An 18,361-nucleotide genomic window follows, 5' to 3' on the forward strand; every position below is an offset into this window, starting at 1 on the left:
GATCAAAGGTCAGATTACGCTTCCCACATCCCACCCCGTTTTCTAGGGCGACTTTTAAGTTAGAGAGGTGCCCCCGATGAGCACAAGAGAAGTATCCGACGGCAATGAACCCGTAATCGAAGGCATCGAGCAGCTCGTTGCCCCCATGATTGGCGGCGAAAAACCCGAATCCGATTGGCGCATCGGCACAGAGCACGAAAAGTTCGTCTATAAACGCGAAGACCGCCATGCGCCGTCGTATGACGAGCCAGACGGCATTCGTGATATTCTCGTCGAAATGCAGGAATATGGCTGGCAGCCGGTCGAAGAGAACGGCAACATCATCGCCCTGAAAGGCGCGGATGGCGCGATCAGCCTTGAACCGGCTGGTCAGCTTGAATTGTCAGGTGCCCCGCTTGAAAACCTGCACCAGACCTGCGCAGAAACGGGCCGCCATCTCGAGCAGGTAAAGACCATCGGTGAACGCTGCGGGGTCGGCTATCTTGGATTGGGCATGTGGCCTGACAAGACGCGCGAAGAGCTGCCGATTATGCCTAAAGGGCGGTATGGCATTATGCTCAAACATATGCCGAAGGTCGGCAATTTGGGCCTTGATATGATGCTGCGCACCTGCACCATTCAGGTCAATCTGGATTATTCATCCGAAGCCGACATGGTGAAGAAATTCCGCGTTGGCCTCGCGCTGCAACCGCTCGCGACTGCGTTGTTTGCAAACTCCCCGTTTACCGAGGGCAAACCCAACGGTTACCTATCCTATCGCAGCCATATCTGGTCGGACACCGATCCGCATCGCACCGGAATGCTGCCATTTGTATTCGAGGACGGCTTTGGATACGAACGCTGGGCCGAATACATGCTCGATGTGCCGATGTATTTCGTGTTTCGCGATGGCAAATATATTGATGCGGCGGGCTTGAGCTTTCGCGATTTTATGGACGGCAATCTTTCTGTACTGCCGGGCGAGCGGCCAACCTCCAGTGATTGGTGGGATCACCTTTCGACTGCTTTTCCCGAAGTGCGTCTGAAAAGTTTCCTCGAAATGCGCGGGGCAGATGGTGGCCCGTGGAGCCGCATTTGCGCCCTGCCGGCATTTTGGGTCGGCTTATTGTATGATCAAGGCGCGCTGGATGCCGCATGGAACCTGGTCAAAGACTGGTCGATGGAAGAGCGCGAACGGCTCCGCAATGAAGTGCCACGTCTGGCGCTCGACACGAAACTGCCCGGCGGTAAAGGCACGATGCAGGATCTTGGCCGCGAAGTCTTGGCCATCGCCCACAAAGGGCTTGCCGCCAGAGCGCGCCTGAACGCCAGCGGCGACAATGAAACCGGCTATCTCGAAACGCTCGACGAAATCGTCAGCACCGGCAAAGTACCGGCGCAGCGCCTGTTAGACGCATATCATGGCGAATGGGGCGGCGATGTAACGCGGGTCTACAAATATTCGTTTTAGGTCTGTTTGTCAGGGGGAAAAGTGAAGATCAAATTTCTTGCGGTAGTTCTATCCGCGCTATTTGTTTGCACTCTCCCCCCGGCTGCCTCGGCGCAGACACTTGCCGAGATTGAAGCCAAATTCGCAGCCGACGCAGCCCAGCACCGGCGCGATCTGGATGATCTTTATTCGCTGCGCGGCCTTTCGTCACCCAAGATGGAAGACCCTACGGTTCAGGACATAGCGAAGTATCTGGCGACACAGCGCGCTGATAACAGCCCCGGCTATCCCGCAGGCACAGCGGTTCTGTTCTATGCGCATAAGGGGGACCGTCTGGCGATCTATCTGATGGATACCTCGGGTATACTGGCACACCATATCTCCGCGGTTTCTCAGCTTGATCTGCGCGATGCCGCAGGGATGTACCGGCTCGAAATGGATGTGGACGGGATTGATCGAAGCCGCGCGCCGGTCTGGCAAGGCGAGGACATCCCAGCACCAACCTTCAAAATCTCGACCAGCGAGCATGATTGGGAAAGCCAAATTTCCGATATCCTGCTGCCCCAACCGATCCGCGCAAAATTGCGCGATGTCCGGCATCTGGTGGTCGTGGCCAATGGTGTGATCGCAACCAATCCGTTCGCGGCCTTTCCCCTGAACGGTGACGAACTGCTCATCGACAGGATGAGTGTTACGGTATCGGCTGGGCTGTTCGATCTGGACCAGATGATCCGGCCCTGGGGCGGTCTGAAGGAATATAATGATATCTTGCTGGTTGGTGATCCGTTGGTTCCGGCCACACCTGATTGGAGCGTGCCTCGCCTGCCCGGCGCAGTGAAGGAGACACAGCTCCTCGCCAGCCGCACCAATACCAAAGCACTGATCGGTGAATACGCAACCAAGGTGGCGGTGGTGGACCGTATGGAAAGCGCACGGATGCTCTATTTCGCGGCGCATGGCCTGTCCGATCCGCGCGCGCCGTTGACAGGCGGGTTTTTGATGCTGTCCGGCCCCACTCCCGATGCCGCATTCTTGACCGCAGGCGAAGTCCAGAGGATGGATTTGAGCGCCAGCATCGCTGTGCTGAGCGCGTGTCAGAGCGGCCTTGGTATGGAGCATGATGGAGGCGTGATCGGGCTGGCCCGTTCATTCCAGAAAGCGGGCGTACCGCGTGTGGTGATGAGCCTTTGGAGTGTCAGCGACGAGGCGACCGTTTATCTGATGGACCGGTTCCAACTTGCCGCGATGGTACATATGCCCGCCGAAGCCCTGCGCCTCGCCATGCTGGACACGCGCAAAAAATATCCCGATCCCGCGTTGTGGGCGCCGTTCACACTGTTCGGGACTCCTCGGTAGGAGAGATAGTGATGCTGATGGTAATTGGAAAAGCGACGCTGGGCGAGGCGGGCAAGGATGCAGCCCTCGATGCTTTCAAAACCATGATCGAAGCCTCTCGCGCAGAACAAGGCTGCATTGATTATGCCTATGCGCTCGATGTGATTGATCCCTCGGTCATGCACATTACCGAAAAGTGGACGGATGAGGCCGCATTGGCCGAACATTTTCAAACCCCGCATATGGCGGCATTTCGATCGGCGCTGGGCGATCTCGATGTGCAGATCATCGACGTGAAGAAATTCCGGACCGACGAAGGCGCGCCGCTTTTATAGGCGCTTTATTCAGCGGGTTCGGGTGCAGCTTTGCCGGCGCCTGTATCCCGGCGGTCTATCCGGTCAAGAACGCGGCGTTTTAACCGGGCAAACGGCGCAGTGATCAATCCGTTATGCTCCATCCAGTCGTAATATTCGCGGTACTTTGGATCTTCGCCCAAAAGGTGGGCCTCTTCGGTGCGAGCGCGCCAGTAATAAATCGCGTTGACCATCAACAAAAAGAACGTGTTACGGATCACGTCAGCCGGTGATCCGCTGGTCACCAGAAACGGCATGACAGAGCACCACCAATAGAGGTTTTTTGACAGATAGGCCGGGTGCCGCGTGTAGCGGTACGGTCCGTTGGTCAACACCCCGCGATAGGTCAGATTTGAAAAGCGGATGCCAAACGCAACCGTGGCCCAAGCATACATTGCAGTAAGAAATACGAGCCATGCCGCCCACGCCCATAGCAGCGCTTCGTTGCCTGCCAGCCAATGCCCCCAGCTCGCAACATTGCTTTCATAGCTTAGCACTTGGCTGTTATTGCCGATGAGGCCCCAGACAAATGGCGGATAACACAACAGCGCAGCCAGCCACCCCGCCAAGAATGGATTGCCCGACCGGATATGCGCATCCAGCGGGCGCAGCGTGAACAGATAGCCTACGGTTCCAATCTGCACGTCGATCACAAACAAAAGCGAGATCAGGAGCATCCCGAGCTCAACCGGGTTGCGCGCAATCAAATCAAGATTGGCCTCGACCACAAAAGCGAAACCGCCCGGCAGGATCGAGATCATAAATGCGCCAAAGAACCCTTTAATGATCCATGCGCGCCAGTGTTTCTTGATCGCTTCGGCGTCCCATTCTTCGCGCCCGATCAACATCGCTCCAAAATGCCAGGTCGAATCTTTGGGATCGACCATGAACCGGTCAAGCCAGATGATGTAAGGCACCGCGAGCACAATCAACGGCACCACTGCGACAGACAAGACCTCCATCGCAAACAGATATGATCCGTCCCAGTACCACCGGCCAAGCGCGTAAAGGCCAGCAAGAACCGCAAAGGTTGCCCAGATGCCCGCAATTTTGACAACGGAAACCGGCAAGACTTCGGCGACGCTGCGCTTTAGGCTCCAGTCGATACCGGTCGACGGGCGCAAATGCACACGGTCCACCACCAACGACCACATCGCCATCGGACCAGCTGTAAACAGCATGGAGGCAAGCGCCGCATAAGGGCCGGAGAGCACTCCGCGCTCTGCCGAAAAAGCCCCTGAAAACCCGAAGGTTTCGGCGATTAAGGGAAATGCCCGGCAAAACGCGATCCAGCCAAACAGGCCAAACAATCCGGCAAGGCCTACGCCTGCCGATACGTCGCTTTTCGGCGGCTCGCTTTTGAAAGCTGCCGCGCCGGGTTGAATGTTTGCGCTCATGACCCTGTGGGCCGTAGCGCAAAATGGTTAACAGGCCGGTGCCAAACCACGCGTGATTACAGGCCGCATGGACCCCGCCCTATCAACGCCAGGCGTGGATCGTCCCCGCATCATCGAGGATATACAGATGGCCGCCGGCAACCACCGGAGGAAGGCTGACGGGTTCCTTGATCTCGGCGAACAGCTGTGATGATCCTTCGCCTGTGCTGATCCGCCAGATTTCACCGCGCGAACTCGCCACCCACAGATGATTTCCGGCCAGCACCGGTCCGGTCCAAAAGATCGGGTCCTGCTTTTTCTTCTCATTGCGGAATGGCTGAAGCTGGGTGATCCAGCGGACACGGCCGCTGGACCGGGCAATCGCCAGAACACGCGCATCATCGGTAAGGGTGAAAATCCATTCCCCGGCAATTGCCGGGGTGGAAATGCCAGCCAAGTTCAATTCCCAGATGCGCTGGCCCGTTACCAGTTCATACGCCGCCATTCTGCCGCCCTGACCCAGCGCGTAGACGCGGCCGGAATCGATAATGGGATCGGCATCAATGTCGGTAAGCGAGCCGACTTGTGTGGAAATGTTGGTCCGCGCCAGCGCATCCGCCCAAAGCGTGCGTCCGTTCTCGTACCGATAGGCGTTGAGTTCACCAGAGGAATATCCCGCAATCACGGTGCCCTGACCCGCAGCGGGAGCCGCAACGCCGAACACGCCCGACTGCGCCGTAGAACCCGATTCGTCCCACACCAGCGACCCGTCGGATGCGCGCAGCGAAATGATCTGATTGTCCTGCGTCATGACAAAGATTTGCCCGAACGCAATTGTCGGCGATCCGCGCAGCGGGCCGGCGGGCTTTACCTTCCAGATCTGCTCGCCTGTTTCCGCTTGCAAGGCTTTGACTTCGCCGGCGCCATTGGTCGCATAAAGCAGGCCGTTGTCATAGCTGACACCGCCGCCAAACGCCGATGGCCGCATGTCATCGTCCATCACAGCATCGGACCGCCACACAACCGCACCGGTTTGCTTGTCAAACGCGTGAATCGTTCCGTCAGACCCGACCGCGAACAGTTTATTGCCGCCGATGACAGGTGCCGCCGCAAGGCGCGCGCGATTGGTCGATCCTTCGACCTGCGCGGTCCAGGCGCGGGTAAGGTTCTCACCCAGAGCCAAATGGCCGTAGGCTTTGCTGGCTGATCCGCCCACTTGTGCCCATTCGGCGTTGTTTCGGGCAGGCGGCAAAACCACGCTGACACCGGCCAGTTCAGGATCGACGACAGCGCCGCTTTCGATCCGCGACAGGATCGGCATACGCTCGCCGATTGTCGGGGTCGTTTTCTCTTCACCGGCACAACCGGTCAACACGGCGGCCAATGCGCCTGCGACCAAAGCTGTTCGAATAGAAGGTAGCTGTTTCATCATCGGTCCGTCCAAATTGAATTTTCATGCGCCGTGAAAGGCGGCGGGTGGGTATCTCAGAGTGGAGTTAAAGACCTGTTGAAGGCCCCAAGCCTGCTTCGGGATCAACCCCCTGATCCTCAAGCAGCTTGTCGACGTCCACGACCGCATCGACACCAAGCAAGCCCGCCATCTGACGAGCGCGCGAGCGCAGAGTTTCGGGTTGCTCTTCGTCTTTCGCGATTTCGCCGAACAAAGCGCCGGCGGCATCGCGGTTGCCCGCTTCGAGATGCGCGATAGCTGTCAGCTCACCGGCGCTTCCGAAAAAGGCATTGCCGGGCACCGCAAGGCCTTTGAGCTTTGCGATTACATCGGCCGGATCACGATCATCGAAATTGGTCGAGACTTCGCGCAGCAAGGCGAGATCGCGCAGCGCTGGCGGTGCGTTTTCATCGGCGGCGATCATGCCAAACAATTCGACTGCTTTCGCAGTATCGCCTTGCTCCAATGCCGCCGCTGCCTGGATAAAGCGGGCTGCGGTGCGTGCACCGTCATTCTCAGAATCAAGCAACGCGTCTGCTGTTTCGCTCGACGCGGAGAAATCGCCTGCCTCGGATTGATCCAGCGCTTTCACAAGTGTTTCAGACTGCTGTTCCAATTGGCCTTCGCGGTAATTGTCCCACAGCAGATATCCACCAAACGCAGCCAGTACCAGCGCGAGCGCAGAGCCAAGCATTACGCCGTATTTCTGGAAAAACTGCGTGGCATCATCCTGCCGCACAGCTTCGTCAATTTCGCGCATCAGGATTTCATCTTCAGGAGACGGATCCTCGACGGTGACTGACGGTGTTTTTTTCGAACCGGTAGGTTTGAGCGCCACGGAGCTCTATTCCTCATGCCATTACTGTAATCGGGCGTCTTTAGGCGCGCCTGCACTCTTCCGCAATGCCGCGCATATTCGCGGGGCTTTGCTCTCCCCGTCTCAATTGCCTGCGAACCTGCGCATTCCAAGTTGAACGGCGCGTTAAGCAGGAATGGCAACGCGTTATTTCGGGCCGGTCCAAGCGCCGCCCAGCGCGCTCGAATACAGATCGGCATACCGCGCGACCATCTTTGACTTGTCGAAAAACTCCGCCGCCTTTGCTCGATTTTGCGCTCCGATTTCAGTGCGCAGCGCAGGATTTTCGGCCAGCTCTGCAAGCATGATTGACAGCGCGTTGGTATCGTTTGGAACCGCGATAAATGGCCGGTTCTTGTCGGCGACTATGCCCTTCACATCGCCCACATCGGGCGCAGCAATGGGCAGGCCAGCGGCCATCGCCTCAACAACGGACAGCGGGAATTGTTCGGATTTCGATGAGAGCGCGAAAATATCGAACAGCCCGATTACCGATGCCGGATCGGCCACAGCTCCGGGCAGATGGACGCGGTCGCTGATATCATGGCGCAAAGCCGCATCTTGGATCGCATCGCGCTCCGGACCCTCGCCCAGAATCACCAAATGCCAGTTTTCAGGCAGGTCCCTAATCGCCTCGACCAGCATCGGCAGCTGTTTGACAGCGCGCAGCCCGGCCAGTGTTCCGACCCATTTTTCACCATCATGCTTTAACAGGCGCAATTTGCTGGAATCGGGTTTGCGCGCGAATGCCTTTGTATCGATCCCGTTGGGAATGCGTACGACCCGCTGGCGCGGCTGTGCCCACGCATCCAGCGCCACTTTCTCCAGCGTTTCACTTGGCACAACCAGCGAATGCGCCCGGCCAAGCGCAATTCGGCGGTACCAGTTTCGGGTCCATTTGAGCTGGTGCGCTTCGTCTTCGTTAAAGCCGTCCTCGTGGTGGATCAGCGGCGGCAAATCGAATTGCTGCGCAAACACCGTATGCGCCATGACCACATCCATCGCGCCCCAATTGTATGTCAGGATCAGATCATAGGCTTTCAAAGCCTGCGCAATGGCGACCAGCCGGCCCGGTGTCGGCTTCCCGGTGAGAGACGGGAAGTTATCGGGATATCCGACCACCGCCCGTGTGCGATCAATCAGGGACCGTGCCCCCATTTCATTCGGCATCGCAGAGACAATATGATGCAATAGCCCTTTGCCAAACGCGTTGATTAAAGCGGCGCAGCGCACCTCCTTGCCGCCTGCCGAGAATGTCGAATGGCAGTGAAGAACCTTGGGCGTATCACTCATCAGATTGCCGCCAGCAATTCATCAATCGCGCCGCGTGCCTCCGGCTCGTCCAAAGTCGGCGCATGGCCGACACGGGGCACTGTCACGGTTTTTAACGCCGGATTGCGGCTTTCCATTTTTGTGACCGTTTCCGGCGTCAGCAAATCCGATAATTCCCCGCGTAGCAACACCATGGGTACATCGCACAAAGCCTCGTATGCTGGCCATAAATCGGGCGGTGCGGCGTTGCCGGGCTGTTTGAACGGTTCTGCGATGGCCATGTCATAATCATAGCTGATCCGGCCATTCTGGCTGACCACCAAAGTCCGCTTTGCCATCTCAAGCCATCTATCAAGATCGTAATCGGGGAATGCCGCGCCATGCACATCTTTGAGCGAGCGCGCGGCGTGGATCCATGTCGGATAGCTGCCGCCCTGACCGACATACTGCCCGATCCTTTCAACACCGACCGGATTAATCTCTGGCCCGATATCGTTCATCACCACAGCTGCGATCCGGCCCGGCTTTGCCGCCGCCATCAGCATCGTCATCAATCCGCCCATCGACGTTCCGATTGAAATAAATCGGTCAATGCCTTCTTCATCGAGCAGCTTTTCGACGTCGGCGACATATTGCATCGGATTGTAGGTTTCCGATGACGGCGCATAATCGCTTAATCCGCGTCCGCGCATCTCGGGCACGATTACGCGGCGGGTCTGGCACAAATGCTGCGCAAGGCCTGCAAAGTCGCGCGAATTGCGGGTGAGGCCGTGCAAGCATAGAACCGGCGGGCCATCATAGTCTGCTGGCCCGGCATAATCGCGGTAGTGCAAATTGAGCCCGTCCGCGCTTGTCCAAGAGCGGTCTTCGTATTTTGATGCCATGTCAGGCGCATATCCTTCACAGATTGTCTCGTCTGCGCGCTTGCGCACGCTCACTCTTGCCCCCACTATCGCCGGATGCGTTCCGAACCGCAACCTTCCGCATATCGCGCCGATACCGTCATTGCGCAGCTTACCGATTGGATAGCCGCGCCGGTTGCTGCCGCCGACTTCCCCATGATGATGGTGCGGTTCCGCAACGATCGATGGGCCAGCACCGTCGGGCTTGATCATCTCAACGATTCCGACTGGGCGAGGCATTTCGGGCAGTTTGTGCCTTTGCAGGACAATCTGCCGCGGCCTTTGGCGCTGAAATATCACGGGCACCAGTTTCGCGTTTACAATCCCGATATCGGGGATGGCCGCGGTTTCTTGTTCGCGCAGATGCGTGATGGCGGCGGCCGTTTGCTTGATCTAGGCACAAAAGGGACAGGCCAGACCCCGTTCAGCCGCGCCGGAGACGGGCGCCTGACGCTCAAAGGCGCCGTGCGCGAAATCCTTGCGACAGAGATGCTGGAGGCGCTCGGCGTGAATACCTCCAAAACATTTTCGGTGATCGAGACCGGCGAAAAGCTGATCCGGCAAGACGAACCCTCGCCTGCTCGGTCTGCCGCGATGGTCCGGCTTAGCCACTCGCACATCCGAATCGGGACTTTCCAACGTCTGCTCGCCCACGAAGAGAGCGAGCAAATGGAGGCGCTGGTTGAGTATTGTCTGACGAATTTTCCGGGCAACATGCCGCCCGAAGACGCACCGGGCCGCGATGAACCGGCGGTGATTTTGCTGCATCAAGTGGTCGAGCGCATGGCCGATCTGGCGGCGAGTTACATGGTATCAGGGTTCGTCCATGGCGTGCTCAACACCGACAACATGAACATTACGGGCGAAAGTTTCGATTATGGCCCGTGGCGCTGGCTGCCGACTTGGGATCCGGGCTTCACTGCGGCCTATTTCGACCATAGCAGCCTTTACGCGTTCGGGCGTCAGCCAGAGGCTTTGCATTGGAATTGCGGTCAATTGGCGGTGTCGCTGCGATTGCTGGCCGATTCAGAGCCGCTGGTGGCCGCAATGAACCGGTTTGGCGAATTATACATGTCAGCAATCGCGCGGCGGTGGTGCTGGCGATTGGGCGTAGAGCCACGCGGAACCGAGCATGACACGGCATTGGTCGGTTTGTGTGAACAGGCGATGCGCGCATCATCGACCGGACCGGATGAATTTTTCTTCGGTCACCGCGCGGGCCGCGGCGATGCAGCGGGTGAATTCGGCGAGGCTCTGGCGCAATACACTGCGGCTGATAGCTCGCATGATTACTGGTCCGATGATGTCCCGCAAAGCATGCTGATCGAAGAAGTCGAAGCAATCTGGGCCGCGATTGACGAGCGGGACGATTGGAGCGCTCTCAACGCCAAAGTGGATCAATTGCGGCGCATGGGTGAGGCGCACGGCGAACCGCCCGTGGCAGCTTGTCATTCAAAACCCGAATAACGCAGCCAAATCGAGGCAACATCACCTTGTTATCAATTTGTAAAATTGCACCGCACTCTTTCCTTTGGTCAAAGGGATCGTTAGCTGATTTGGCTATCGAGCCTTGCCCCGATGTAGGGTAAAGCCACATGAGGAACCTCACAGAGAGGGCAGATTATCAAGCGTGACCGATAAAACCCTAATTTCATATGACCCTGCGACTGGCGAAGAATTGTGGCGCGGTGAACACGGCGATGTTGATGCCGCAGTCAGCGCCGCACGCCGCGCATTTCCCGAATGGGCCGCACGCCCCCTTGCCAACCGGATCGAAATGGTTCGCCGGTTTGCCAACGAAGTTCGCGCCGAAGCAGATGGCATTGCCGAACTGATCACTCGCGAAACGGGCAAACCGTTGTGGGAATCAAGGACGGAAGTCGATGCGGTGATCAACAAAGTTGATATCTCGGTAAACGCCTATGCTGAACGCACTGGCAAGAAAAAGCTGGATAGCGCGATGAACGGAACCGCCGCGCTGCGTCACAAGCCGCACGGCGCGATGGCTGTGCTTGGTCCGTACAATTTTCCGGCACATCTCCCGAATGGTCACATCATTCCGGCATTGATTGCTGGCAATGTTGTGTTGTTCAAACCATCGGAAAAATCGCCAGCTGTGGGCGCGGCGTTGGTTGAATGTTTCCGCAAGGCCGAATTTCCCGAAGGCGTGGTCCAGCTTGTGATCGGCGGCCCTGACGAAGGCAAAGCACTGGTTGCACATCCCGGCATTGATGGCGTGCTGTTCACAGGCTCCGCCAATGCAGGCATCGCAATCAATCGCAAACTCGCTTCGAATCCGGGTAAGATTGTTGCTCTGGAAATGGGCGGAAACAATCCAATTGTGGTGACCAACACACCGTTGCTCACCGATGCGGCGGCTCTGATTGTACAGAGCGCTTTTACCAGTGCGGGCCAACGCTGCACCGCAGCGCGCCGATTGGTCATCGTTGATTCGATGTATGATGCGCTGATTAAAGAGCTGGTCAAGCTCACCAAGAGCCTGCTCGTCGGTGATCCTTTGGGTGATCCGCAACCATTTATGGGGCCGGTGATCGACAACGAAACCGCCGAATTGCTCGGCGAAAGTTTCCTCGCGCTGGTCACAGCGGGCGGTAAGCCGATTACGCATTTGCGCCGGATATACCCGGACAAACCATTTTTGACGCCCGGCATTATTGATACGACCGATATCCCGGAAAGGCCCGATATCGAGCTGTTCGGCCCGATTTTGCAGGTGATTCGGGTGCCGGATCTGGATGCAGCCATTGCCGAGGCGAACAACACGCGTTTCGGTCTTTCGGCATCCCTGATTGGCGGCTCACCCGAAGACTACGCCCGGTTCTGGGCGAATGTTCGGGCCGGCATAATCAACTGGAACAGGCCGACCAACGGAGCATCATCATCGGCTCCATTCGGCGGTATTGGTCTGTCTGGCAATCACCGTCCCGCAGCGTTTTACGCCGCAGATTACTGCGCCTATCCCGTTGCCAGTAATGAAATGGAACAACCGCGCGCCAATATCGGCGTTGGCCTGAAAAGCTGAACCGCCGGACGAAAAACTCGCTCTATTTGGTCCAATAAATCAGATCTACCGCGCTCATACCGCCAGGTCCGGGGCGAACATGGACAACCAGTTGTTCGGTTCTGCCGTCGCCTATCATCGAACTTTCCGGCGTTTCATAAATGATCGGACGAAGCCGCGCACGGTCTGCGAGGGTAAAGTGATATTGCATCACGTCGCCGATATCGACTGGCGTAACATAGCGCACGACTCGCGCGGTGCATTTTGCGTCCGATACGCCGGCAGCCTGTTGAACCAGACCGTGGGGCATTATCGATGACGGTCCCGGCATGTCAGCCGCCCAGCGCAAGCCAGATATAAGCGCGGCGGCGCATGGGTCAGGACCGCCAGCGGCCAACAACAGCGCGCCTGCATCTGTGAGATCGGCAAAATTACCCGGCGCATCGCCATCAAAAGCGAATGGCAATTCAGGTATGGGGCCGTCATTCAACAATTCGACGCGAGCGGCCTCGCGCGCTTGATTGGCCAGCTCGTCTGTCGCGACAAGCGGCGGCAAAGCATGGTCATAACGCACGGTCACAGCCGCATTTGCCTCGTTACGATAGGCCAGATCAGGGTCCACCATCAACGGATCGTTTAATGCGCGCGCCATCAACGGATCGGTTGAAAACACGCTCTGCACGGCTTCGGGTTCAGCCTCCGATCCACAGCCCGGCAAGGCCATCGCCGCCAACAAAGGAACAGCAACCAAAGGTTTGATGAAGGCACCGCGAGTAAACATGGAGATTGCTTTGGCGCATCAAGGTTAACATTCGCTATCTGCGGGCCAAAAATGAAAACGCCCCCGAGCCCAAAGGACAAGAAAGCGTTTTCCGCGGTTGGTGGTTACCGCGCTCAGGCCGCTGGTGGGTTGGCCCAAGATGGGAGGAGGAGGCCCGCAAAATGGTGGGTTTTTGCGGCGCCCCTCAAATGATGTGTTCATGTATATGGGTTCCAATATGAACAGCCTGCAATCAGCGCGGAAAGCAACGGTTCAGCGTTGCAAGCAGATGTAACACCCGCGCTGCAGCCGACCGGGATCACCACCGAAGCACGGCGCCGCTTGCGCTTGGTTCATGCGGAGCCTACGGGCCGTGCTTCATGGCGACGCCGACACCCTCCCCCACTGACAGCGATACTCAGCCGTCCGGATTGCCTGCTGCGCTTGGCGCGTATCTGATCTGGGGTTTCCTGCCGCTTTATCTGCTGCTGGTTACATCGGTCCCGCCGTTTGAATTTGTGGGCTGGCGCATCATCTGGACGCTGCCGTTCTGTTTGCTGATTGTGGCGCTGCGCAAGCAATTTCCCGCGTTGCTAGAGGCGTTATCGAACCGCCGCACAGTGATGGCGCTGTTTGCAAGCGCGATCCTGATTGCGATCAACTGGTTCGTATATATCTGGGCGATCATGCAGAATCAGGTCTACGCCGCCAGCCTTGGATATTATCTCAACCCGCTTTTGAATGTCCTGCTCGGCACGCTTTTTCTGGGCGAGAAACTGTCGAAGCGTCAGTGGCTGGCCGTCGGCATTGCTTTGACGGCGGTCGCTATTTTGGCAGCCGGGGCGCTCACCACTCTGTGGATCAGTCTAAGCCTTGCTTTTAGCTTCGGCCTTTATGGCATTGTAAGGAAACAGGTTCCTGTCGGGTCACTTCCCGGGTTGACTATCGAAAGTGCGATTTTGCTCATTCCGGCGGCTGGGATCGCATGGTGGTATGGACAGAGCCCAGCGGGATCGGCTTTTGGCAATGACTGGTTCTTGAGCGCTGCGATTGTTTTTTCAGGGGTGGTCACAGCGGTCCCGCTGATGCTGTTCGCGATTGCGGCCAAACGGATGAATTACTCGACGCTTGGTTTTATCCAATATCTCGCGCCGACAATCGTATTCCTGCTCGGCCTGACGGTGTTCGACGAAGAATTGCGTCCGGCCCAGCTGGGCAGTTTCCTGTTGATATGGACAGCAGTTGCGATCTTTATGTTCGATCTTTGGGCGCGCAGCCGCAAAGCGAAAGCCGCCGCCTAACCCGCGATCCGCCAGCCTATCGTTTGGCCGCCATGCCAAGGCACGATGGTCGATCCGGCAAGCTCCAATTCTGCCGGAACAGCAATCTCTGCGCGTTCCAGTGTGACTGTCGCTTCGTTCACCGGAAGACCGTAAAACGCAGGCCCGTTGAGCGAGGCGAAGGCCTCGAATTGATCGAGAGCGCCCTCTTGATCAAACACGGTGCAGTAGCTTTCCAGCGCATAGGGCGCGCCAAAAATCCCCGCACACCCGCATGCGCTTTCCTTGTCACCGCGAAGATGGGGGGCGCTGTCTGTGCCTAAAAAGAATTTCGGCGATCCCGAAGTTGCCGCTTTGCGCAGCGCAAGCCGGTGCAATTCACGCTTGGCCACCGGCAGGCAGTAATTGTGCGGCTGTATCCCGCCAACCAGCATCGCGTTTCGATTGATGTGAAGATGCTGCGGTGTGATTGTTGCGGCAACATTGGGTCCGCATTCCTCGACGAAGGTCACCGCATCGGCTGTTGTGATATGTTCAAAGACGACTTTAAGCTGCGGAAAATCGCGAACAATCGCACGCAAGTGGCGTTCAATAAATTCAGCTTCGCGGTCAAACACATCGATATCTGGATCGGTCACCTCACCGTGGATACACAGCACGATGCCTGTCGCCTCCATGCGTTCAAGCACGGGGTAGATTTTGGTCACATCGCTCACACCATGAGCGGAATTGGTGGTTGCGTTGGCGGGATAGAGTTTGGCTGCTGTAAAAACGCCGTCGGAGTGCCCGCGCGCCAGATCATCCGGATCGGTCGCGTCGGTCAAATAACACGTCATCAGCGGCGTAAAAGTCATCCCGGCGGGCACTGCGGCCGCGATCCGATCCCGATATTCAGCCGCCAAAGCCGCTGTTGTGACCGGAGGCGTGAGATTGGGCATGACAATCGCCCGGCCAAATTGACGCGCCGTATAAGGCACAACGCCGCGCATTATCTCACCATCGCGAAAATGCAGGTGCCAATCATCGGGGCGGCGGATTGTAATGGTATCGCTCATGCCGGACCCTTAGTCTGGCACAGAAACTCTTTCCAGTCCCGCCAGACAGCAATACAGGCTTTGCATGACAAAAATCGGATTTCTTGCATGCGAAACAACCGTTCCCAGTTCAGGAGAGCGGCGCGGTGACGCGTTTGAACATGACCTGATGATCGCGGCGCTGGAGCCTGCTTTTGCTGAGCAGGGGTTGCAGCTGCATGTCATCGATTGGGAAGCGCCGATCGAGGCATTTGACGGTATCGCATTGGCCATGCTGGGCACGGCATGGAATTATCAGGACAAGTCCGATCAATTCATCGCCAAGCTCGATGCCTTATCCGCCAGCGGGATCACCGTATGCAATGCGCCTGAGGTTGTTCGCTGGAACGCGACGAAAACCTATCTGCGCGATCTTGCGCAGCGCGGCGCGCATACAATCCCGACCGAGTGGCGCAGCGATGTCACAACCGCAGATGCGCTCGCTGCGATGGAGCGGTTCGGATGCGATAAAATGGTCGTGAAACGCCAGGTGGGCGCCGGTGCGCTGGATCAAATATTGCTGTCGCGCGGCGATATGCCGCCAAGCGATTGGCACTATGGCCACGCCGCTATGCTTCAACCATTTCTGCCGGCAATTGCCGAAGAAGGCGAACTGAGCTTTATCTTTATCGATGGAGCATTAAGCCATGCGCTTCGCAAACGTCCGGCTGCAGGCGATTATCGCATTCAATCGCTGTATGGCGGGACAGAAAGCATGCATGAGCCGGGCACGGCAGAGATCGAGGCCGCCTCCGCGATTATCGCCGCCCTACCCTTTCCCGCACCGCTATATGCCCGCATCGATATGCTCCGCGCTGTAGATGGCCGATTAACAATCATGGAAGCCGAGCTGATCGAACCCTATCTGTATCCCGAACAAGGGCCAGATCTGGGCAGGCGCCTCGCCCTCGCTGTCGCAAAAAGGCTAAGCCAATGACTGCACGAATATTATCAGACCGCGCCGTGATCCGTTTGGCACCAACGGATACGGGCGAGGATGTTCGGGGATTTTTGCAGGGTCTTGTCACCAACGATGTGAGCGGCAGGCTGCCCGTCTATGCGGCTTTGTTGTCCGCTCAGGGTAAAACCATGTTCGAATTTCTCGTGTTCGAAAATACCCAAGACGAAGGCGGAGGGGTGCTGATTGATTGCGAAGCACAATCGGCAGACGACCTGGCAAAACGTCTCTCGCTTTACCGTTTGCGCCGCAAGATTGCGATCGCGCGCGATGCGACAGTGGCCGTTTATTGGAACACAGACCGGTTTGAAGACGCCGCAGTCGATCCCCGCCACGCAGGCTTGGGATACCGAACAATCGCTCCGATGCGCGCCGCAGATACCGCCGACGATGCCTACCGGTCTTTGCGTCTATCGCTCGGCATTCCGGAAGGGCGCGGCGAGCTTTCAGATATACTGTGGCTGGAGACGAACGCGGTTGAACTCAACGGCGTCAGTTTCGAAAAAGGGTGCTACATCGGTCAGGAAAACACCGCGCGCATGAATTGGCGGCAAAAGGTCAATCGCCGATTGGTTGTGGTGCCTTCCGATCAGTCAGACGAAAAGCGGCGCAAGGCGATCTATCCCGAGCTTGGAATGGCGGTAGACCATTTGCGCGTTTCGGACCTAGATCCGGCCAGCCTGCCTGAATGGCAAAGTGCCGGCCTTTCCGGCTAATCTACGCCTGATGATGCTCTGCAAGTGAGGCTTCAAGATTGGCCGCAGCGCGTTCCCGCGCGGTATCACGTGGCAAACCGAGCGATTTGGCAAGCGCTCCGCCGATAAGCGCATCTCCCAGCGCAAGCAGCACCAGGCTGAGTGTATCTTTGTGCACGTGCATCGAATCGCCGGAATGATCCGCTTCTCCCGGCGCGATCTCATCAACCAATTCGTGAATCGTGCTGATAATGGGGTTGAGGGCATCTTCATTGCCAGTCAGCAGCATCCAGCTGGTCAAAGCGCCCGCGCCTTCACGGTCAAACGCATCAAAGGCCAAATCAACCACTTCGCGCGCCGAGCCAAGGCCCGCGCGGGTGGCATGGACCGCTTCGATGATCGTTTCGCATACGGTTTTGGCCAGATGCTCCGCCAGCGCCTTCTGCAGGCCGGAAGCCGACCCGAAATGATGAAGTAAATTGGCATGCGTACGCCCGATACGCCCCGCAACAGCCTTTAATGTGACCGATTGCGGACCTGTTTCGATCAATAAATCCCGCGCCGCTTGTAGTGCGGAACTGCGGGACTCTTCCGGCGTTAATCTCTTACGACTTGTCATTAACGACCATCCCTAATAAAAGTTTACCTTATGAACAAGCAAACCTCGATCGATCTCGACCGCGCATCACCCGTTGATACAGCGCCGGATAATGAAAAATCAGTCGGACTGGCGCGTGCTACGGCAACTCCGGCCGAACACGAACTGATTGTTCGAAATGAACGGTTCCCGCGAAACGCAATGGTACCACGCCATTGGCACTCTGGCGATCCAGTTGCGACAGCCTGGTACAATTCGGTTTCGGCCAGCCTGCCGCGCGGCGAAGCGTTTTTCATCGATACGCTGCGCCTGTTCCGCGATGATTTGCCGCCGCAACTTGCGCGGGAGGTAAAAGCCTTCACCACGCAGGAAATCAATCACACGCGCGAACATGTCGCGTTTAACCGGCTTGTTTCCGACCACGGCTATAACGTGGAAAGCATTGATCAGGGTATTCAGGCGATGCTTGCATTGACCGAAGGGCGCCCGAAAGAATTCAATCTTGCCATCACGATCGCTCTGGAACATTTCGCGGCGATCATCAGCCGTCATTTGTTGCAGCATCCCGATTATCTTGAAGGTGCCGATCCGGTGGCCGCAGAAGTATGGCGTTGGCATGCAACGGAAGAGATCGAGCACAAGGGCTTGGTTTATGACGTCTGGATGCACGCAACACGGGATTGGAGCGCTTGGAAGCGTTACAAGACCCGCGCTTTGATTGCTGCTTTGATAACCAAGAAGTATTTCGGCAACCGTATCCGTGATGCGATTGGCCTTTTGGAGCAGGACGGTTTCACCCGTTCACAGGCAAAGCGTAAACTGTATGCCTTTCTGTGGTGGAAACCCGGCATGATGCGCCGCATGTTTTTTGAATGGGCCAGCATCCTGAAACCAAGCTTTCACCCTTGGGATCATGATGACCGTGATCTGATCCAGAAATGGGAAAGCCCGTATTCCGATGCGGTCATGCCGGCCGAATAAACGGCGATAGATGAATGAAAA

General features: G+C 57.2%; 17 protein-coding genes. 9 read left to right on the top strand and 8 right to left on the bottom strand.

What is annotated here, in order from left to right:
* The first annotated feature begins 76 nt into the window (after positions 1–76).
* From FGU71_RS00620 to FGU71_RS00630, 3 genes are read left to right on the top strand one after another with little or no spacing between them, the layout of a single operon-like run.
* Positions 77–1,450 carry a glutamate--cysteine ligase gene (locus FGU71_RS00620; RefSeq protein ID WP_142786775.1) on the top strand — a complete coding sequence of 458 codons (1,374 nt, stop codon included), beginning with the start codon at positions 77–79 and terminating at the stop codon, positions 1,448–1,450.
* A 21-nt stretch (positions 1,451–1,471) separates the two neighbouring features.
* The gene (locus tag FGU71_RS00625; RefSeq protein WP_142786776.1) at positions 1,472–2,785 is read left to right on the top strand and encodes a CHAT domain-containing protein; all 1,314 of its coding nucleotides are present in this window, start codon (positions 1,472–1,474) and stop codon (positions 2,783–2,785) included.
* An 11-nt stretch (positions 2,786–2,796) separates the two neighbouring features.
* The gene (locus FGU71_RS00630) at positions 2,797–3,099 is read left to right on the top strand and encodes a putative quinol monooxygenase (RefSeq protein WP_142786777.1); all 303 of its coding nucleotides are present in this window, start codon (positions 2,797–2,799) and stop codon (positions 3,097–3,099) included.
* 5 nt (positions 3,100–3,104) lie between these two features.
* Here FGU71_RS00630 and FGU71_RS00635 read toward each other — a convergent pair whose 3' ends face one another.
* The 5 genes from FGU71_RS00635 to FGU71_RS00655 form a co-directional block, all read right to left on the bottom strand.
* Positions 3,105–4,514: a methyltransferase family protein gene (locus FGU71_RS00635; protein ID WP_142786778.1), complete on the bottom strand. Its 1,410-nt coding sequence runs from the start codon at positions 4,512–4,514 to the stop codon at positions 3,105–3,107.
* 82 nt (positions 4,515–4,596) lie between these two features.
* Positions 4,597–5,925, bottom strand: coding sequence for an outer membrane protein assembly factor BamB family protein (locus FGU71_RS00640; RefSeq protein WP_142786779.1), 1,329 nt, complete (start codon positions 5,923–5,925; stop codon positions 4,597–4,599).
* 64 nt (positions 5,926–5,989) lie between these two features.
* Positions 5,990–6,781: a tetratricopeptide repeat protein gene (locus FGU71_RS00645; RefSeq protein ID WP_234035576.1), complete on the bottom strand. Its 792-nt coding sequence runs from the start codon at positions 6,779–6,781 to the stop codon at positions 5,990–5,992.
* Between the two features lie 165 nt (positions 6,782–6,946).
* Positions 6,947–8,092 (bottom strand): glycosyltransferase family 4 protein, encoded by a 1,146-nt coding sequence (locus FGU71_RS00650; RefSeq protein WP_142786780.1) that lies wholly within the window; start codon positions 8,090–8,092, stop codon positions 6,947–6,949.
* Positions 8,092–8,955, bottom strand: a complete 864-nt coding sequence (locus tag FGU71_RS00655; RefSeq protein ID WP_142788904.1) for an alpha/beta fold hydrolase — start codon at positions 8,953–8,955, stop codon at positions 8,092–8,094. The genes FGU71_RS00650 and FGU71_RS00655 overlap by 1 nt, the downstream gene beginning before the upstream one ends.
* Before the next feature lie 75 nt (positions 8,956–9,030).
* Here FGU71_RS00655 and FGU71_RS00660 point away from each other — a divergent pair, with 75 nt between their 5' ends.
* Complete coding sequence (locus tag FGU71_RS00660; RefSeq protein ID WP_142786781.1) at positions 9,031–10,440, top strand: protein adenylyltransferase SelO family protein; 1,410 nt, start codon at positions 9,031–9,033, stop codon at positions 10,438–10,440.
* 163 nt (positions 10,441–10,603) lie between these two features.
* Entirely contained in the window at positions 10,604–12,016 is a 1,413-nt protein-coding gene (gene astD / locus FGU71_RS00665; RefSeq protein WP_142786782.1) for a succinylglutamate-semialdehyde dehydrogenase, read from the top strand.
* A gap of 22 nt (positions 12,017–12,038) precedes the next feature.
* Here the strand turns inward: astD and FGU71_RS00670 are convergent, their stop codons facing one another.
* Positions 12,039–12,776, bottom strand: a complete 738-nt coding sequence (locus tag FGU71_RS00670) for a hypothetical protein (protein ID WP_142786783.1) — start codon at positions 12,774–12,776, stop codon at positions 12,039–12,041.
* Positions 12,777–13,135: 359 nt separating this feature from the next.
* On the opposite strand from FGU71_RS00670, the gene rarD reads away from it, so the two are divergent.
* Entirely contained in the window at positions 13,136–14,056 is a 921-nt protein-coding gene (gene rarD, locus FGU71_RS00675; RefSeq protein WP_142786784.1) for an EamA family transporter RarD, read from the top strand.
* Here rarD and pyrC read toward each other — a convergent pair.
* Positions 14,053–15,090, bottom strand: coding sequence for a dihydroorotase (gene pyrC / locus FGU71_RS00680; protein WP_142786785.1), 1,038 nt, complete (start codon positions 15,088–15,090; stop codon positions 14,053–14,055). The two genes, rarD and pyrC, sit on opposite strands and share 4 nt — an antisense overlap.
* Before the next feature lie 64 nt (positions 15,091–15,154).
* Between pyrC and FGU71_RS00685 the strand changes: the two genes are divergently transcribed.
* Together FGU71_RS00685 and ygfZ are read left to right on the top strand one after the other, a co-directional pair.
* Complete coding sequence (locus FGU71_RS00685) at positions 15,155–16,045, top strand: ATP-grasp domain-containing protein (RefSeq protein ID WP_142786786.1); 891 nt, start codon at positions 15,155–15,157, stop codon at positions 16,043–16,045.
* Positions 16,042–16,782 carry a CAF17-like 4Fe-4S cluster assembly/insertion protein YgfZ gene (gene ygfZ, locus FGU71_RS00690; RefSeq protein ID WP_142786787.1) on the top strand — a complete coding sequence of 247 codons (741 nt, stop codon included), beginning with the start codon at positions 16,042–16,044 and terminating at the stop codon, positions 16,780–16,782. The genes FGU71_RS00685 and ygfZ overlap by 4 nt, the downstream gene beginning before the upstream one ends.
* Before the next feature lies 1 nt (position 16,783).
* Here the strand turns inward: ygfZ and FGU71_RS00695 are convergent, their stop codons facing one another.
* The gene (locus FGU71_RS00695; RefSeq protein ID WP_142786788.1) at positions 16,784–17,380 is read right to left on the bottom strand and encodes a TetR/AcrR family transcriptional regulator; all 597 of its coding nucleotides are present in this window, start codon (positions 17,378–17,380) and stop codon (positions 16,784–16,786) included.
* A gap of 30 nt (positions 17,381–17,410) precedes the next feature.
* Between FGU71_RS00695 and FGU71_RS00700 the strand changes: the two genes are divergently transcribed.
* Entirely contained in the window at positions 17,411–18,340 is a 930-nt protein-coding gene (locus FGU71_RS00700; RefSeq protein ID WP_142786789.1) for a metal-dependent hydrolase, read from the top strand.
* The last annotated feature ends 21 nt before the right edge of the window (positions 18,341–18,361 follow it).

This window comes from Erythrobacter insulae, from assembly GCF_007004095.1.
Classification (GTDB): domain Bacteria; phylum Pseudomonadota; class Alphaproteobacteria; order Sphingomonadales; family Sphingomonadaceae; genus Erythrobacter; species Erythrobacter insulae.

Coding starts and splice junctions, on each gene's coding strand:
- FGU71_RS00635 (WP_142786778.1), bottom strand. CDS start 4,514: ATGAGCGCAAACATTCAACCCGGCGCGGCAGCTTTCAAAAGCGAGCCG.
- rarD (WP_142786784.1), top strand. CDS start 13,136: ATGGCGACGCCGACACCCTCCCCCACTGACAGCGATACTCAGCCGTCC.
- FGU71_RS00670 (WP_142786783.1), bottom strand. CDS start 12,776: ATGTTTACTCGCGGTGCCTTCATCAAACCTTTGGTTGCTGTTCCTTTG.
- FGU71_RS00660 (WP_142786781.1), top strand. CDS start 9,031: ATGCGTTCCGAACCGCAACCTTCCGCATATCGCGCCGATACCGTCATT.
- ygfZ (WP_142786787.1), top strand. CDS start 16,042: ATGACTGCACGAATATTATCAGACCGCGCCGTGATCCGTTTGGCACCA.
- FGU71_RS00620 (WP_142786775.1), top strand. CDS start 77: ATGAGCACAAGAGAAGTATCCGACGGCAATGAACCCGTAATCGAAGGC.
- FGU71_RS00640 (WP_142786779.1), bottom strand. CDS start 5,925: ATGATGAAACAGCTACCTTCTATTCGAACAGCTTTGGTCGCAGGCGCA.
- FGU71_RS00695 (WP_142786788.1), bottom strand. CDS start 17,380: ATGACAAGTCGTAAGAGATTAACGCCGGAAGAGTCCCGCAGTTCCGCA.
- pyrC (WP_142786785.1), bottom strand. CDS start 15,090: ATGAGCGATACCATTACAATCCGCCGCCCCGATGATTGGCACCTGCAT.
- FGU71_RS00650 (WP_142786780.1), bottom strand. CDS start 8,092: ATGAGTGATACGCCCAAGGTTCTTCACTGCCATTCGACATTCTCGGCA.
- FGU71_RS00630 (WP_142786777.1), top strand. CDS start 2,797: ATGCTGATGGTAATTGGAAAAGCGACGCTGGGCGAGGCGGGCAAGGAT.
- FGU71_RS00700 (WP_142786789.1), top strand. CDS start 17,411: ATGAACAAGCAAACCTCGATCGATCTCGACCGCGCATCACCCGTTGAT.
- FGU71_RS00685 (WP_142786786.1), top strand. CDS start 15,155: ATGACAAAAATCGGATTTCTTGCATGCGAAACAACCGTTCCCAGTTCA.
- FGU71_RS00655 (WP_142788904.1), bottom strand. CDS start 8,955: ATGGCATCAAAATACGAAGACCGCTCTTGGACAAGCGCGGACGGGCTC.